The 17,961-nt window shown below is 68.6% G+C and carries 9 protein-coding genes and 1 tRNA gene; 3 read left to right on the top strand and 7 right to left on the bottom strand.

Annotated features, from left to right (window positions below; genetic code table 11):
* Positions 1-20: 20 nt before the first annotated feature.
* The 5 genes from istB to E1285_RS08480 all read right to left on the bottom strand — a co-directional run bounded on the left by istB (position 21) and on the right by E1285_RS08480 (position 4,299).
* Entirely contained in the window at positions 21-842 is an 822-nt protein-coding gene (istB, locus tag E1285_RS08500; RefSeq protein ID WP_132149849.1) for an IS21-like element helper ATPase IstB, read from the bottom strand.
* Positions 842-2,107: an IS21 family transposase gene (istA, locus tag E1285_RS08495; RefSeq protein WP_132149847.1), complete on the bottom strand. Its 1,266-nt coding sequence runs from the start codon at positions 2,105-2,107 to the stop codon at positions 842-844. Before istA ends, istB begins: the two co-directional genes overlap by 1 nt.
* Before the next feature lie 52 nt (positions 2,108-2,159).
* Positions 2,160-2,486, bottom strand: coding sequence for a hypothetical protein (locus E1285_RS08490; protein ID WP_132149845.1), 327 nt, complete (start codon positions 2,484-2,486; stop codon positions 2,160-2,162).
* Positions 2,487-2,913: 427 nt separating this feature from the next.
* Positions 2,914-3,501, bottom strand: coding sequence for a TIGR03086 family metal-binding protein (locus E1285_RS08485; RefSeq protein WP_132149843.1), 588 nt, complete (start codon positions 3,499-3,501; stop codon positions 2,914-2,916).
* A 126-nt stretch (positions 3,502-3,627) separates the two neighbouring features.
* Positions 3,628-4,299 carry a hemerythrin domain-containing protein gene (locus tag E1285_RS08480; protein ID WP_132149841.1) on the bottom strand — a complete coding sequence of 224 codons (672 nt, stop codon included), beginning with the start codon at positions 4,297-4,299 and terminating at the stop codon, positions 3,628-3,630.
* 77 nt (positions 4,300-4,376) lie between these two features.
* Between E1285_RS08480 and E1285_RS08475 the strand changes: the two genes are divergently transcribed.
* Positions 4,377-4,838: a MarR family transcriptional regulator gene (locus E1285_RS08475; protein ID WP_132149839.1), complete on the top strand. Its 462-nt coding sequence runs from the start codon at positions 4,377-4,379 to the stop codon at positions 4,836-4,838.
* Positions 4,839-4,850: 12 nt separating this feature from the next.
* Complete coding sequence (locus E1285_RS45425) at positions 4,851-5,006, top strand: hypothetical protein (RefSeq protein ID WP_165966516.1); 156 nt, start codon at positions 4,851-4,853, stop codon at positions 5,004-5,006.
* A 193-nt stretch (positions 5,007-5,199) separates the two neighbouring features.
* Here E1285_RS45425 and E1285_RS45420 read toward each other — a convergent pair.
* Positions 5,200-5,337 (bottom strand) — tRNA-Ser (locus E1285_RS45420).
* A gap of 406 nt (positions 5,338-5,743) precedes the next feature.
* Positions 5,744-7,213 (bottom strand): group II intron reverse transcriptase/maturase, encoded by a 1,470-nt coding sequence (gene ltrA, locus E1285_RS08470; protein ID WP_132149837.1) that lies wholly within the window; start codon positions 7,211-7,213, stop codon positions 5,744-5,746.
* A gap of 934 nt (positions 7,214-8,147) precedes the next feature.
* Here ltrA and E1285_RS08465 point away from each other — a divergent pair.
* Positions 8,148-17,903 carry a neuraminidase-like domain-containing protein gene (locus E1285_RS08465; protein ID WP_132149835.1) on the top strand — a complete coding sequence of 3,252 codons (9,756 nt, stop codon included), beginning with the start codon at positions 8,148-8,150 and terminating at the stop codon, positions 17,901-17,903.
* Positions 17,904-17,961: the final 58 nt, after the last annotated feature.

Genomic DNA, 17,961 nt, shown 5'->3' with positions numbered 1-17,961 from the left:
TTGTTGCTCGTTACGTGGTGTTACTGCTCGTCGTTGGTGGTGTTGGCCGCGGGGACGCGGCCCAGGTCGCGGTTCTTGAGGCGGTAGCTGTCTCCTTTCAGGCTGATGACCTCGGCGTGGTGGACCAGGCGGTCGATCATGGCGGCGGCGACGACGTCGTCGCCGAACACCTCGCCCCAGCGTCCGAAGGGCTTGTTGCTGGTCACGATCAGCGAGGCCCGTTCGTAGCGGGACGAGACCAGTTGGAAGAACAGGTTGGCGGCCTCGGCTTCGAAGGGGATGTAGCCGACCTCGTCGACGATCAGGACGGGGATGCGGGCGAGTTTGGTCAGCTCGTCCTGCAGGCGTCCGGCGGCGTGCGTGTCGGCCAAGCGGGCGACCCACTCAGCCGCGGTGGCGAAGGCGACGCGGTGGCCGGCCTGGCAGGCGCGGATGCCCAGCCCGATCGACAGGTGGGTCTTGCCGGTGCCGGGCGGGCCCAGGAACACCACGTTCTCGCGGGCGGCGACGAAGTCCAGGGTGCCCAGGTGGGCGATGGCCTCGCGTTTGGCCGAGCGCTGGTGGTCGAAGTCGAAGTCTTCCAGGGCTTTGCGGGCGGGGAAGCGGGCCGAGCGGATGCGGGCCTCGCCGCCGTGTGCCTCGCGGGCGGCGACCTCGCGTTGCAGGCAGGCGGCCAGGAACTCCTCGTGCGTCCAGGACTCGTCCCGGGCCCGTTCGGCCAGCCGCCCGGCGGCCGCGTGCAGCGACGGCGCCTTCAGCACCCGGGTGAGGTAGGCCAGCTCGGCCTCGACGTTGCGGCCGCTGGTGCTCACCGCGCCGGCTTTGGTGCTGCCCGACGCCATCACGCCACCCCCTCGATGTCCCTGTCGCCGATGCTCTGGACGCTGCTGTTGTCGATGCCGAGCAGGGTGTCGTAGTCGGCCAGCCGCCGCTGTTCGACCTCGGTGTCGGCGGGTGGCCGCGCTCTGTGCAGGCGTATCTGCCGCATCGCCGCGGCGGCCTGGGCGTGCGCGGGGTCGGTGATGGTCTGGTGCACGGCCCAGCACCGCGGATGGGTCGCCACCGGCTGCCCGCCGCAGGTGACCCGCACCTGCTCGGGGTCGGCGACGACCTCGACCAGCCGCCCGATCGCCGAGGGGTGCACCGAGTAGTCGTTGGAGGCGATCCGGACGTAGTGGTCACGGGCCAGCCGGGTCGAGGTGCGCCACCCCACCACCGGCGCGACCGGCGGCAGCGCCACCATCGCCGCCATGTCGGCCACGATCCGGTCGGCGGGCCGACACCCCAGCCGCCGGTGATGACGGACGTTGGCGCGATGCGCCAGCCAGCCGTCCAGCTGGGCGTTGAAGTCATCGGGGCCGGTGAACGAGCGGCCCGGCATGAACGAGGTCTCCAGGTACTCGTTGGCCCGCTCGACCAGGCCCTTGGCTTCGGGGTCGGCGGGGCGGCACTGCACAATCTTGATGCCCAGGGTGCCGCGGAACGCGCTGGCCTCGGCGGTCAGGACCGGCCGACCGCCCCGCCACTGCCCGATCGCGCCCTCGTTGTCCCACACCAGCGACCGGGGCGCCGCGTCCAGCATCCGCAGCAGCGCCCACATCCCGGCGAACAGGTCCCCGGCCGCCCGCGAGGGCAGCATCCGCGCCAGCATCCACCGCGAATACCCCGACACCATCACCAGCACCGGCGGGCTGGCCTGCTGCCCGGCCCCGACCGGCACCTTCGCCGGCGGGAACCACAGATCACACTGGGCCAGCTCACCGGGCTGATAGGCCGTCCGCGACGCCGGATCGGCCGGCCTGTACTGCGGCCGCAGCTGCCGGACCCGGTCCTTGAGCACCGTCATCGACCGCTCCCACCCGATCCGCTCAGCGATCACCGTGGCCGGCATGTCCGGGAACTCGGCCAAAAGCTCCCGAATCTGCGGTTCGGCCGCGTCCACGATCGACCCCTTACTCATCCGCCGGTACACCGGTGGCTCATCGGCCGCCAGCGCCCGCTTGACGGTGTTCTTCGAGATGCCCAGCCGCCGAGCGATCGCCTTGATCGGCATGCCCTCGGACCGGTGCAACCGGCGGATCTCCGCCCAGTCCTCCACCTTGATCACCCTCCACAGAGTGGGAGGGGTCAGATTTCGTCCGTCGCCTGGGGGTCAGTATTCACACGCCGTCGACATACTCACGCCCCAATGCCCGATAGAGTTCGTCCCCCGGAAAATCCTCCAGGGCCTGGATCCCGGTCTCAGTGATCGCCCAGCCGTTTCTCTTGGTCATCCAGCCGATCGACGCTGCCTCCCCGGTACGGAACCCCAGCTGCGAATGCCAGCGAATCTGACCGTGCGCGTTGGGCGCCTCATGCTCTGGGGCGATCGTGACCCGCGCTTCGACCGCATCGCGCACCTCGGCGGGCTTCAGCGGCCGTTCCTCGTCCCGCAATATCTCCATGGCCGCGCGGAAGATCGGCGCGATGTGCTCGGCGAAGGACATCGGGGGACTCCTTGACGTCGGGGGCCAGCTCTTCGGCGCATCGACTGGCCCCGCTCTGAGGCTTCCGTACTGACGCGACCACGGGCTGCTCGCCACCTATATTCGTACGACTTAGGGCCACGCGTGGCCAGGCCGAGGAAGAAACCAACGGCGATCAAGATCGAGTCCTGGGTGCTTTGTCCACCTCCGTTGTGGTGGCGCGGGTCAACTTTGATCGCGCTGCCGTACCTCCGCGCTTCGCGCGCATCTCACGACCGTGATTCCTGGTGTGGCCCTCATACCGCATGCCGGCTGACCCCGGCCACCTGCGAGGAATCGCTCGTGATCGCCGCTCAAGACGCCTTGAGGGAGCGTCCTCTTCTGCCGAGATGAGTGTGCCGGAGCACGTGACGTCCGGGCAGATAGAAGTCGGCGCGGCGAGCCGCGATCAGCGGGGCGTCGTCCAGGACGGGGGCTGTCGGCCGAGGAAGGCGACGAACCTGCTGATCGCCGGTGCGTGTGCCGGAACAGTCGCCGCGTCGGCCATCATGCCTTCTGCCCGAAGGGTCTGTTCGCCCAGGCCGTGTGCCGTGGTCAGTGCCGCTTCGGCGAGGTCTGGGGCCACGTTGATCGGCTGACCGGCCGCGACCGCCAGGTCCCAGCCATGGCCGAGCGTCTCTACGATCATGTACTCGGTAATGCCGGTACCGCTGGTCTCACCGAACGGCAGCGCGTAGGTGTCGGCCAGGTGGACCGGTGTCCAGGTACGGCCGGTCGTGGATCGCGCCGCGTCGAAGGCGTCGGCGTAGGGGACTCGCCGCAGGTCGGGGCCGGTAGCCTCTCGAGGGTCCGTCGGTCCGCCGGCGGGCAGCTGGCCGTACCAGGTAAGACCGTCGATGAGATGCGCTATGAGACCCTCGACGGTGAACTCCGGACACGGCGTGGCCGCGTCGCGTTGCTCCACCCGGATCCCCGCCACGACGCCACCCGCCCAGTCCATACACCCGTCAAGCAGGTCGAGCGTCGCAATCGGCACCAGCGGAGGCTATCGCGCCCGTGTCGAATGACACCACCCGGCGATCCATCCTCTTCTGCCGCCGACCGGATGCCCGCCACCGATCTTGAACCAGCTTCCGGACGTGCCGATGAGCGGGCAGCCGGCTCAAGCTTGAGGGGTATCGATGTCGTCATAGAGCCGGGTTCGGTCGGCCGGGGCGAGGGCGGCGGTGAGCTGGTTTAGCGTGTGCCTGGCCTCCGTTGCGGGACCGGCCCCGAGGACTTGGCGGGCGATGGATGCCCGAGAGGCCGGGGGTAGTGCGGGCAGCATTCGCTGCAGATCCGTCATCTGCTGCTCAGGCGTCCGGGACGCCTGGAAGTCGTGCATAACGCGCTGTAGTTCCTTGTCGCTGCATCGTTCATGTAAGGCGGGCATCGCGATCGTCTCCTCGGTGTCCAGATGGGTCAGGTAGGCGGAGATCAGTCCGTTCAGCGCCAGGTATACGCGGTGCTGGGCCTGGTCTCGCTGTTCGGGTGGAACGTCGGTCAGATGGCGGGCTTGTGCGTCCAGATCGTCCAGCGCGATCTCGAGGTGTTCGTGCTCGGTGTCGAGAGCCTTGGCGGCCGCCGGCGCTTGTTCGCGCAGCAGTGGGTGGATGAAGGAGTCCTCGTGTTCGGCGTGCTCGCGTAGCTCTCGCGTCATGTCCAGGCAGCGGCCGGTCAGCACGGAGAGTTCGGGGGTGTCGTCGGCGTCCGCGGAACCCAGCTCGATCGCCAGGGTGAACAGGCGTTGCCGCTGGCCCATGTGAACGTTGCGGTACAGATCGATCTTCGTCATGGCGTTTCCTTCCGTCCGACACCCGAGTAGACTGACATTAGGTTGCCATCATGCCAATATGTTGTCAAAGGGTGGAGATGTCCGACGAGATCGCGCTGCTGACCGCCGACGTGTTCGAGACGGCCGGAGCACTACGTCGCCTTGGTGAACGCACCGCCCATACCGAGGGGTTGACCCAAGCGCGCTGGCAAGTTCTGAGTGTGGTGTCCGAAACGCCGCTGACCGTGCCGCAGGCGGCCCGGCGCCTGGGAGTGAGCCGGCAGAATGTGCAGCGCGTCGCCAACGACCTCGTCACGCTCAAGCACGCGGTCTACGAAACCAACCCGGACCACCGTGGTTCTCCCCTGCTGGCCCTGTCCGCACACGGCCGCGAGGCCCTGAGCAAACTCACGGCTCGTGCCGAAACGGTCAACAGCACCCTCGCCCAGGCTCTCCCGCAGGACGGCGCCGCGACCGCCCGTGCCCTCTTGCGTCAGCTCCTTACCGAACTAGACCGCTTGGAAGGACAAGACGGCAGGCAAAGCGATTCTGAGTCCTGAAGGACTGGCCGGGTGTCTTATCTGGATGCGCCGGCGGACCGGACGGAGGTCGAGGAGATCACCGCAGAGCCCTACCTCATGATCGCGTTCAAGAAGCTGGTAGCCGAACTCGCGAAGCAACTCACCGACCAAGACACTGACCGACCGAACGCACTCTCATGCCGCTGAGCGGTCCTTGTCGTGTCGTCGCGCGTTACTGGCGTGAGCGTGGCGGTCGTGGAGATCGAGCCAGCGGATGGCATTGGATTTGGTGTGCCGATAGGCGGAAGGTGTTCGAGCGGTGTACATCCGCTTGAGGCCGCTTCGGGGCCGGAAACTAAAGCGCCTCTGACCGTATTTGTGCTGGTCAGAGGCTTGTAGGTGGGCAGGGGCGGGGTCGAACCGCCGACCTTCCGCTTTTCAGGTCACAACGTCTGAGCGCTGTACTGACCTGCGAAAACCCAGGTCGCTCACGAGCGAGTAGCCGATAAGCGGATTGTGTTCCCCGCCAAGCTACCACGTAGCGCTACAGGGTAACTACCCAACGCGTGCCAAGGGCAAGACTCCCGGAAGCTGCTGGTGGGCGGCTTGGAGCATGCGTGTGTACTCGGCGGGGGCGAAGCCGGCGCGTTCGTCTTTGCGGCGGCGGTAGCGGTAGATCAACCTGGATCGGTGGCCGGGCCGGAAGCAGACCATCCCGGCGATTGAGACCCGCGAACCGTGCTCACCGCCGTGCACCCTCACCTGCGGGCGGTGTCCCCGGCGGCTCCAGGAGCGTCCTTTGGGCGGCCTGAGCCCTTGGCCGGCCTCGTCGCTGAGTAGGCCCGGGGCGCGGTGCCGGGATTGCTCCCGGCCCGTTTCCCCGGACCTCTCGCCGAACCCGCCGTGCCCATTACTGGGCAACGGGCTCTCCACGGTCTCTGCCGTCAAGCGTTCTCGGGGACCCAGGGGTTGGGGATCTTGCTGCCTCGGTAGCGATACCGGGTGACCGGTATCTTGCTGATCTTCCGCAGCTCGATCTCGCCCGCTGTGATCGGCAGCCACCGCCCGTTGGGGGTGGTGAACCGTCTGCGGACGTCCTTCCAGCTCCAGTGATGCCGTTCGCGCAGCATGTTGACCACACGCCACCAGACGAGGGTGTCGATCGTGGTGAAGACGTGCTTTGCGACGGCGTGCCTGAAGTAGTGGGCCCATCCGACCGTGGCTCTGTTGAGATTGATAAGCACCACGGCCAGGTCTTGCTGCGACGTTCTGTGGGTGAGGTGACGGATCTTCGCCTTCAGCGACCGGAGCGGCCGGTCACCGATGAAGGTGTAGACATACCACTTGTCCGTCCCGTGCTTGCGGCGCCACTGGATGCGGAACCCCAAGAAGTCGACGCCCTCGCCCAGATGCACCACCCGGGTCTTGGCCGGTGACAGCCGCAACCCCATCGGTGCGAGCACCCCAGCGACCATCTCGCGCAGTGCCTCGGTGTCCTGCCTGGTCCCGTTGACCAGCACGACGAAATCGTCCGCATAGCGGACGAGCCGCCACGACGGCAGGCCCTTGGCCCGGCGCCATTCGCGCTTGCCGCCGGTGGACAGTTCCCCGCCCGGCTCCCATGCCCGGTGCAGATGCTCATCGAGCACCGACAAAGCGATGTTGGCCAGCAACGGGGACAAGATGCCCCCTTGCGGCGTCCCGGTAAAGGTGTCCTGCAGTTCGCCGAGCTCAGTCATCAGCCCGGCTTTCAAGAACTCCTTGACCAGCGCCAGTACCCGCTTGTCCTTGATCCTCTTCCGGACGCGGTCCATCAAAGCGGCGTGATCGATCTCGTCGAAGCACGCCGCGATGTCGGCGTCCAGCACCCAGCGATAGCGGTGGGTGCCGAAGTAGTGGATCTCAGCAATCGCGTCCTGAGCTCGCCGCTTGGGCCGAAACCCATAGGAGACCGGTTTGAAATCGGCCTCGAAGATCGGTTCCAGCACCAGCTTCAGCGCGGCCTGGACGACCCGGTCGGCGACCACGGGAATCCCTAGCCGCCGAACCTTTCCCGCCCCTCCCGGCTTGGGAATCTGCTTCTCCCGCACCGGAAGCGCACGGAACGCACCCGCCTTGAGCTGGGCACGCAGGTCCTCCAGGAACCCGGGAACACCGATCAGCTCTTCCACGTCGGCGGCCGTCAGACCGTCCACGCCAGGCGTCCTGGCACCCCGGTTGCCGGCGACCCGGTCGAACGCCACGATCAGCGTCGCCGGGTCATGCACGAGATTGAACAGATCATCGAACCGGCGGCCTGGATCAGCCGCCGCCCAACGGTGAAGCTTGGCCTGCATCTCCGATACCCGCCGGGACGGCCCCGACGGGGCCTCTTCCGGCAGAGCGCCGCTGTTCAGCGGTGCATCTTTCGGCATTGCAGCGTCCTTCCCTTCTCGATACCGCTGCCGCCCTTCCCCATGCTCCGGGCTCTCCCCGGCTCGGAGTACTACGGCGGCTCCGCCCCATCCGGCCCGTTCGGCGGTCGGTGCGCCTATCCCCACCGGTGGACTGGTGGCCCACCAGCGGGGAACCGCGACCGGATGGTTCCCGTGTTCACTGCGATTCGCTCGTCGGAGCAGGAGCCCGGCTGTGTCCCTGCGGCCTCACCACGAGTACGCCGTAGTCCTTCCTCGTGGCCTCCCGGACGGCTTCGAAAGACCGGCCAAGGAGTTCCCCACCGCCCACAGCGGGGTGGGTGCGCACCGCTTCCGGCCCAGATCCACCAGGTTCGAGCCGGTGTCTTCTTTAAGAGACGTAACGACGCCGGTTCCTCGCGTACTCCTCTCCGTCCCGCTTGCCGGACCCGCACCATCTGGCAGTACTGACACGTCCCGGCTTTGTCAGGGCCGCTCCCGCCCTCCCCGGCACCACCCGGATCAGGCTGCCCTCAGCTCCGCTGTCCTGCTACGACAGAACAAACGGCGAAGGTCTCTCACCTCCACTCGAACCACAGCGCCTCACGGCGCAATTCGAAGCAGATCCAGGCGCCCAGGTCCGCCGCGGTGTTTCCACGTGCGGCCACACCTGCTCTTTCCACACCTCGATGGCCTCCTCGTCGCGGCCGACGGCGGTCATCCCGCCGCCCCGGGGGTATCTGGCCATGTCACCGGCATACGCCCACACCAGCGGTCCGTCGACTTACCCGACCGCCATCACCCAATAACTCTGGTTAGGTCGAGGTTCGTTTGCCCTGGAGATGTTCCCGGCCTGGCCGAGCGGGATGCATCGTGACCAAAAAACGACCGCGCATGGGCGAATCGCTGATCATCGGCGGACGATGCTGTAAGGGTCGGAAGGAGTGCCGAGGGCATGGTTCAGGCAGACACGGCTCAGGACGTCGACTATTTCGAGAACCTGTTTTCACAGCACGATCTGGCGAAACTGCTGCACGTCGACTTTCACGATCCGGAGCTGCACGCGCGGTTCGTTGAGACGACGTCCGTTTCCGATGCGGACGTGGAGTCGCTCAAGGCGGCCCAGCGGCTGGCCCGGCTCGTCCCGCTCTCGGATCCCGTCGCCCGCGTGGCCGGGCACCTGCCGCATCGCGCCGTGGCGCGGCTGGCGGCGCGCGGCCTGACGTCCGCGCACCACATCGCCGAGATCCCGGAGTCCGGATTCGTCGGCGAGCATACCGACGCGTTCGGCGGGGACCGGCGGCTGGCCCGGGAGACGCACCGCCGCGCCGTCCAGGTGCGAGCCGCCGTCCGCCACGCCGCGGCGAACGTGCGCGATATCGCCTCGCCCTATTTCCAGGCCGTCCACGGCAATGTGGTCGATTCTGCGTTGACTGACTACGTCGAAAGCATTCCCGGCTACCAGGAATTGTTCGGGGGGCTCAACTACGTCGCGTGCGAAGAGTGTGGATCGATCTTCGGCCCCGCGGCCTACTTCTTCGACCTGTTGCGGATTACCGAGCGCTACATCACGAAGGAGAGCCCGGGCATTCCGCCGGAGTACAAGTTGCGCGAGCGCCGGCCGGATCTGTTCTCGCTTCCGCTCACGTGCGACAACACCAACTCCACTCTGCCCTACGTGGTGCTGGTCAACGATGTGCTCAAGCAGAACCTCGGGCCGGGCGTCGTTCGTGAACTGGCGACCGCCGTCTTCCCGTTCAACGTCCCCTATAACGAGCCTCGGACGCAGTTGACGAGCGCGCTCGCACGTCTGGGCACGCCCTTGGTGACGGGCGCGGCGGCACTGCTCGCGCGGGACCCCGAACGGCCGGTGCTGGACTCGTCCGCTCTCGCGGCCGCCGCGCTCGGCCTGTCGCCCGAGACCGTTCGGTTCGTCACCACTCCGCGTACCGCAGATGCCGACGTCGCGGCGGAGTACGGGCTCGCGGGGCTCGCCGAGCACCTGCCGGCGCGCGGTCCGGGTTCGATCACCGTCCGGGCCGCGGGCACGAGCGCGGCCGGCGCGGAAGGGCGGCTCGGCGAAGTCCTGCGGGTGGGCCAGCAGTTCGGCCTGACGGACGGGTCCCAGATCCGCACCGTCACGGAGATCGTCGACCAGGCCACGGTCAAGGTCGACGTGGCGTGGTCCGCCGACGCCATGGACTCGCCCTACACGATCTACCCGCTCCAGGATCTGACGACCGTGCGAATGTTCCGCGACCGTGCGGGCATCGCCGCCTTCGACGACCTGGCCGCCCTGTTCGGGCAACGGCTGAGCCCCGAGGAGCGGGGAACGGTCGGGGACCTGCTCTGGATCAACGCCACGGGCGAGTCGCCGAACCTCGAGGTCTCGTCGAACACGGGCGGGGACGAGGCCGATCCGGTATGGCGCATCGTCGGGCTCTCCGCCAAGCGACTCGATCGGCTGAGTCGGCTGCTGCGGTTGTCGCGGGCGATCGACGTCCCCATCGACGTCCTGGACTGGCTGATCGTCCAGGACGGGCCCGATCCGGCGGGCGCCGAAATCACGACCGGGCTCGTGCTGCGCATCGCGAGCCTGCGGCGGCTCGCCGAAGCGGTCGGCCTGCCGCTCGTGCGCGCCGCCGCGTTCGCCTACCCGCTGAAGACGATCGGCCGGGAGAGCGCGAGCGCGCTGGCCGACCCGTTCGACGAGATCTTCAACGCGGCGTCGGTGCGCCGCGGCGCGGACCCGTACGCCCCGGGCCCGCCGATCCCGTTCGACCCGGCGCGCCCGCTCGCGTGGGCAGTGGGGGCGGGAGACGACTGGTACGCCGACAAGGGGACCGTCGTCGCGGCCACCGAGACGACCGTGACCCTGGCGCAGGGCGCGTCGAGCGACGACGGCGCGTACGTCGGCCTGGCCGTGCGCATCACGTCCGGCACGGGGGCGGGGCAGCAGGCCGTCGTGAAGGCGTACGACGGGGCGTCCCACGTCGTCACCCTGTACGCTGCGTGGTCGACCGTTCCCGACACTTCGTCCGCGTACGTGGTCACGGCGCTGCCCGACGTCGCGAACCGGTTGTCGGCCGCGCTGCGCCTGCGGGTCGCCGACCTCCGGCTGCTCGGTGCCCATGTCGGCGGGGGCGAGGACGCGGTCGTCCTGCTCACGCTCGAGAACCTGACCGTGCTCTGGCGTCTGGCGACGCTGGCCGCGTGGACCCGGCTGACGACCGACGCGTTCCTGACCCTGCTCCGGCTCCTGAAGCTGCCGGTCGTACCGCCGACCCCCGAGGACGGGCTCGCGCAGCTCGAGACGATCGTGCAGGTGTCCACCTGGCTGTCGCGGATCAACCTCACGGTGTACGAGCTCGATTACGTGCTCACTGGCACGCGTAGCCGCTACCTGCGGCTGAGCTACGACCCGGCCGTCCTCCCGGCGGACGTCACGACCATCGCCCGCGATGGGGCGGGCACGCTGCTGACCGCCGGGACGCTGGAACAGGCGGGCTGCACACCGGAGGACGCGGCGCGGCTCGTCTCGGCGCTCCGGGCAGACGGCTTCATCGACGGCCGCGGCGTCGTGCTGCCGGCGCGCGACCGCTTCACGGCCGCGGCGGCGCGCTTCCCGATCGAGACGAGCCGCTTCGTGCGGGGCGGGATCGACGCCGACCAGGCGCATGCGGCGGTGGCGGAGCTGCGCGGGCAGCGGCCGCCGTACCTGGCCGCGTTGAACGCGGACACGAGCACGCTCACGTGGGACTACACGCCGGGCACCGGCCTGCCCGGACTGTTCTCGGGGATCGAGGGGACGGACGCCAAGCGGGCGATCGTCTCGGAGGTCCTGGAGGCCACCGCCCGGCGCATCTCGTTCACTGAGCTGGCGGGCCTGGCGCCGGTCCAGGCCGACGGCTTCGTGCGCGGCGACATCGGGGCCGCGCAGTCACGAGCCGTGTACGACGCGCTGGTCGCGATGCGGCCGCCGGTCCTCGAACCGACGGCCGTCGACGGCGTGGCGCTGCTCAGCGCCGACTATTCGGCACGGACACCGCTGCCCGGCCTGTTCGAGGGCCCGGGGACGGGGCAGCGGGCGACCGTGCGGGCCTACGACGGCTCCCGCCGGGTGGCGACGATCGACGGCACATGGCCGGACGTGCCCGACGCCTTCTCCACGTACGAGGTGCGTCGGATCCTCGCGACGGGAACCGCCAAGGGCGGCACCGGGGCGACGATTCGACTCGACGGCTCCGCATCGAGTGCCGACGGCGCGTACGTCGGCGACCACATCCGGCTGACGAACGGCCCGGGCCAGGACGAGCGCGGCCGCGTGGTCGCCTACGACGGTTCCACCCGTACGGCGACCGTGGCCCCTTCCTGGCGGGCGGTGCCGACGGACGCGACCGGGTATCAGGTGGATCGGGTCCTCACGAGCGGCAGCGCACGCGGCGGAACGCGGGACTCGATCACGCTGGCGGAGAGCGCCCTGCCCGAAGACTCGGTGTACAACGGCTGCGTCGTGGTGCTCGTCCCGGACGCCGACGCGACCCGGAAGGTCGCGGAGGTACGCGCCTCGCTGGAGTCGACCGCGACGCGCATCGGCATGGTGCGCGACGTGCTCGCCTGGGCGCGGATCGCGCAGCCGGTCTACGCCGCGCAGGCGCTCGGGTCGCTGCTGGCCGTGCCGCCGACTCGGCTCGGCCGGCTGCTGCCGCTCGCCACCGGGCGGTTCACGCTCGTCGACGACCTGCCGGGCCTGCTGACGCCGCCGACCGGCGGCACGGTCCCGGGCGATGTCGTCGCCCTCGTCGAGGATCTCAACAGGGCCGCGCTGGCGCGGGCGAAGGCGGGACTGGACGACGCCGCGCTCGCGGGGGTCGCGCGGCGGCCCGACCACTTCGGGCTCCATGATGGTGGAGACCGCACGCTCGCTTCGCTGCGGCTGCTGTCGGACATCCCGGTGTTCGCCGGGAAGGTCGGTACGGATGCGGCGTCACTCGTCTCCTATCTGGACGTCTGGACCTCCGTCGTCGGCGACGACGGCAAGCGTGCCTCCCTGTCGACGCTGACCGGGTGGGATCCGCGGCAGGTCGAGATCATCGGCCACCGGCTGGACGAGGCGCGGATCGGCTGGACGGGTATCTCCACGTTCCCGGGTCTGCTCCGCCTCCAGGTGCCGTTCGCCACCGCGGCCGACCTGTCTGCGGACGCGGCCTTCCTCGGGCGGATCGCGGAGGCGGCACGGCTGCCGAGCCTGGACGGCGGGGCCGGCGACGACGCCGTGTGGGCGGCGTATCTGTCGACCGCCGCAGAGGCGCTCGCGCTCGTCCCCACGCACTTCGGGGAGGTGGCGGCGCCGATCGCGGACGGGCTCGCACGCGAGCTGGCCGCCGCGACACGCGATGCGCTGCTCGGTTACGCGATCGTGGTGCTGGGCGAGACGCGGCCGGAGATCCGGACTCCGGCAGACCTCTTCGACTATCTACTGATCGACGTCGAGACGTCCGGCTGCGACACGACGTCGCCCATCGCGCAGGGCATCACGTCCATCCAGATGTACATGCAGCGCGTGCGTCTCGGACTCGAGGCGGGGGCGTCGGCGGAGAAGATCCGGGAGAAGTGGTGGGACTGGATCTCCACCTACCGGATGTGGGAGGCCAACCGGCGGGTCTTCCTGTACCCGGAGAACTACATCGAGCCGTCGCTCCGCAAGGGCGCCACGCCGGAGTTCCGCTCGCTCATCGACGAACTGCTGCAGGGACGTCTCGACGAGGAGCGGGTCGCGCAGTCGGTGACCAACTACTTCCACGCGTTCGAAGGGCTCGCGGAACTGGAGCACGTCGGCGCGTACAAGGTCGAGGACGATGTGCGAGAGGGCGGTCAGATCGACCAGCAGTCGTATGTCGTAGCCCGTACGAACACAACGCCGTACACCTACTATGTCCGCACTTTCACCCGCAGTCTGCTGGCGGACGCCAAGGCGGCGGACGGTTCCGCCGGCGAGTCGACCGTCTGGGAGCCGTGGTGGAAGGTCGACGCGACGATCGAAGCGCCGGAGGTGACCCCGGTCGTGGCGTTCGACCGGCTGTTCCTCTTCTGGAACGACGTCGAACCGACCAAGAGCTCGCGCGTCACACCCACGGACGGGGGCGGTGCCGCGACGGAGACCGAGTCGAGCTGGACGGCCACGCTGCGCTACACGTTCCGCGGCGCCACGGGTACGTGGGTCTCCTCGCAGGAGTTGGAGGAGCCGCTGGCGATCCGGGCCATGCCCAACTCCTACGGGCCGGTGTCCGACCCGCTGGTCGCGAAGGCGTACGGGAGGACGCAAGCCTATTGGACCCGGCCGTACGCCCAGCGGATTCCCCGCGGGCTGCCTGCGGCCGGCACCCTTTCGTTCATCGCGGGCTTCAACGCCGCCAAGGGAACCGACACCGTGCTCGAACGGCAGGTGAAGGCGGGAGACTCCATCTGGGTGGGCGGCGAGACCCGCCGGGTGGTGAACGTGACGGTGCCGAGCCAGCAACTCCTGGTCGACCCGCCGTTCACGGTGCAGGCGCAGAAGGCGCCGTTCAAGGTCATCCCACGCGACGAGCACCTCTCCTCGTTCCCCCCCTTTACCGGGCCGGGGCGGGTCCAGATCACCGCGGGGTTCCCGCAGGTCATCGGAAACTCGGAAACGCGATTCGAGCGCGATTTCACCGTGGGCGACGGAATGCAGGTGGGCGAGGACACCCGCACGGTCGTGACTGTTCTCAGCGCGACATCGCTCATCGTGGACCGCCCCTGGACGGTCTCGAGCGGCAAAACGGGTACCGGCCAGATCACGATCTTCGACGGCATCAGCAACGTCTCCGGGGAGGGAACGCATTTCACGACCGAGCTGGCGGCCGGGGACGACATCATCGCGGACGGCCAGCGGCGTTCCGTCTACAAGATCCAGAGCGATACCACGCTGATGGTGACCAAACCGTTCTCGGTATCGGGCGGCAAGAAGACGGTCCCGTACACGATCGCGGCGGAGCTGAAGTACACGGCCATCCCGCGCAACCGGGGCGACGAGCGGCTGATGGTGTTCTACGGGCCGAACCTGGACGTGAAGTCCGAACTGCCGAAGCCCGGCAACGACGGGCACAAGAGCAACCCCGGAGACGACCCGTTCATCGGCCGCCTGAATCAGTTCAACGCTGGGCTTTATTCCGCGCTGACGCTCGCGAGCAGCGTCAAGAGATCGTTCGGAGACGTGCCGGGAGACGTGACCGGCCAGCCGACGCTGCTGCTCGGCCAGGCGCTCGACCAGCAGACGGTGCGTCTTTTCGCGCCGGGCGCGAAGACCGAGGTGGCGAACACCACGACGCCGATGCGGGCCGCGCTGGACCGCGAGAACGACGTCCTCTTCGTCCGCGAAGAGGACCGGCCGCTCATCGCGCTCTACTGGGGCAACAGCACGCCCGGGACGACGCAGAACCAAGCCACGATGGGAAATCCGGGGGATCGCGCACTGGCCTATCACCTCGGCAGCGACTCGTCATTGTACGGCTACGGCAACCAGATCGGCTGGTATCTGTTCAACGCCGCAGGGCAGTCCTTCTGGATCGCGTGCGACGACGTGAAGGCGCGTACCGTCGCGCCGTCCACGTTCGTACGCCCCTTCCTGCAGCCGGCCGCCGAGTCCGACATGCTCGTGGAGTTCGGGCCGTACACGACCGCCGACGCACCGCTCGGCGACGCCGAGTACCGTTTCAGCCGCCTCACGACGGGCGTCGTCCCCGCGCTCAAGGCGCGGCTGCTGGCCGGCGGCTTCGACCTCCTGCTCTCACTCGGTTCGCAGTCGCTGCCCGAGCCGCCGTTCTCGCGTTTCTACCAGGTGCCGAGCAGCGACACACCGCCGTCCGCGGTGGACGCGGACCACCTGCCGCCACCACTCATGGACTTCGACGGCGCGTACGGCGCGTACTTCTGGGAGGTTTTCTTCCACCTGCCCTTGCTGGTGGCCGAGCAGCTCAAGTCGAATCAGAGCTTCGCCGACGCCAAGCGCTGGTACGAGCACATCTACAACCCGCAGGCGCAGCCCTCGAACGGGGACGACGGCGAGACCCGCTACTGGCGGTTCCGCCCGTTCCGTGAGGGGATGACGCTGCCTGGGCTGCGCGAGATCCTGCAGAACCGGTTCGAGATCACGGCCTACAACGACGACCCCTTCGACCCGGACGCCATCGCGCGGCTGCGCATCTCCGCCTACGCGAAGGCCACGGTCCTCAAGTACGTCGACAACCTGATCGAGTGGGGCGACGCGCTCTTCCGCCGGTTCACGCGCGAGTCCGTGGCCCAGGCGACGGACCTGTACGTCCTCGCCTCGCGACTGCTCGGCCGCCGGCCCGAGGTGGTGGGCGACCCGCCCCCGCGGCCGCCGCAGTCGTTCGACGACATCGCCGCGCGTTACCCGCGCGAGATCCCGCAGTTCCTGCTCGAGCTCGAGAACAGTTCACTCGTCCCGGCGAGCGGCGAGGGCCTGCGCTACGCCGACGCCCCGATCAACGACATCAACGCGTACTTCTGCGTACCGGAGAACGCGGAGCTGACCGGCTACTGGGATCGTGTCGACGACCGGCTGTACAAGATCCGGCACTGCCTCGACATCGACGGCGTCAAGCGCGCCCTCGCGCTGTTCGCACCGCCCATCGACGTCCACGGCCTGGTGGCGAGGTACGGCGCCGAGGGCGCGGTGGGCGGCGGCACCGGCCTGGCGGGCGGCCCGATCCCGCTCTTCCGATTCTCCCGGCTCATCGAGTACGCCAAGACGCTGACCGAGGACGTCATCCGGCTCGGCTCGTCGCTGCTGTCCGCCCTCGAACGCAAGGACGCGGAGGCGCTGGCCACCCTCCAGGTGACGCAGGAGGGCCGCGTCCTCGACCTGACGAGCGCCATTCGCCGGCAGCAGCTCGACCTCGTCGACAAGCAGCGGGCGGCGATCCAGGAGGCGCGCGACAGCGCGGCCTACCGCAGCGAGTACTACGACGATCTCATCGGCGCCGGCTACAACGCGGCCGAGATCGCCCAGATCGCCTATCTCATGACGGGGATGGCCTCCCAGGGAGCGGCGACGGTCGTGCGGTCGGCGTCGGCCATCGCCTACGCCGTACCGCAGGCGGGATCGCCGTTCGCGATGACCTACGGCGGCCAGCAACTGGGGAACAACCTCGAGCAGGCGTCGGCAGCGCTGGACAGCCTCAACCAGTTCATGGGCGTCGGCGCCGAGGTGTTGGGCCTGTCCGGGCAGTACACGAGGCGGTCCGAGGACTGGGAACTGCAGAAGTCGCTGGCCGACTTCGACGTCGCCCAATTCGACGCTCAACTCGCCGCCAACGCGACGGACAAGACGATCGCCCAGAACGAGCTCGACCTGGTCGCGACGCAGGCCCGGCAGAACGCCGCGGTCGGCGACTTCTACCGCACGAAGTTCACGAACGAGGCGCTGTACGCGTGGATGGCCGGCCGACTGTCCACCACATACTTCCAGTCCTACACGCTGGCGCTCGACCTCGCCCGCATGGCCCAGCGCGCGCTGCAGTACGAGTTCCGTACGGATACGACGTTCGTCAACGCGGGCACCTGGGACGATCTGCGCCGGGGACTCACGGCCGGCGAGTCGCTGATGCTGGCGCTCGACCAGCTCGAATCCAGCTACGTGACCGGGATGACGCGCACCTTCGAGATCACCAAGACGATCTCGCTCGCCGGTATCGACCCGGTCGCCTTCCTGCGGTTCATCCGCACGGGCGAAGCCACGTTCAGCTTCGACGAGGCTCTTTTCGACGCCGACTTCCCCGGCCATTTCCTGCGGCGCATCAAGACGCTCTCCGTCTCGATCCCCGCCCTCGTGGGCCCGTATGAGAACGTGCACGCCACGTTGACCCAGACGGCCAACCGCGTGCTGCTCGAACCCGACCTCCAGGCCGTGCGGTTCCTGCTCGGCGAGGACGTGGACGTCGGCGCGCACAAGATCGAGCACAATGTCCGCGCCAATCAGAGCATCACCGTCTCGCTCGGCCAGGGGGACAGCGGAGTCTTCCAGGTCGACCACGACGACCCGCTGCTGCTGCCCTTCGAGCAGACCGGCGCGGTGTCGAACTGGCAGCTGTCCATGCCGCCGGCGAACAACCCGATCGACCTCTCCTCCGTAGCGGACGTCGTCATCGAGCTGAAGTACACGGCCGTGGACGGCGGCGCCGCGTTCCGCTCGGCCGTGGCGGACCTGCCACGGCTCCACCGGCGCAAATGGAGCTCGACGACGCGGGCGGCGCAGCAGGACGCCGGCGCCTGGCACCTGTTCATGACCGGGCCCATCGAGGACGACACACAGACGCTCGCCCTCCGGCTGACCGGCCTGGGGCTCCCCAACGTGGCGCGGTCGCAGGTGGCGGGCTTCTTCCTGCGGCTGCTGGTCCCGGACGGCACGACGACCACGTCCCGGAACCGATACATCACCCTCTCGCTCGGCGAGGCGCCGCCCTTCGAGTTCTCCCCCGGTGCGCACGGGGGCGTGCTGGTCGCCTTCGACACCCCCGTCCCCCTCGGGGACGGCGCTTTCCCGGTCGACATCGGTTTCAACCTCGCGACGGGCTATACCCCCACGGCTCTGCTCGAGAACGGCCACCTGTCGGCCACGGTGCTTCAGGACATCGAAGTCGTCCTGTTCCTGGCCGGTGATGTTTGACCCACATTACGACCTCTTCCAAAACGAAAGGAACGAATCAGCGTGGTAACACAAGCAT

The organism is Actinomadura sp. 7K507 (assembly GCF_004348425.1).
Lineage (GTDB): Bacteria > Actinomycetota > Actinomycetes > Streptosporangiales > Streptosporangiaceae > Spirillospora.
This window is presented reverse-complemented; position numbering and strand designations above follow the sequence as displayed.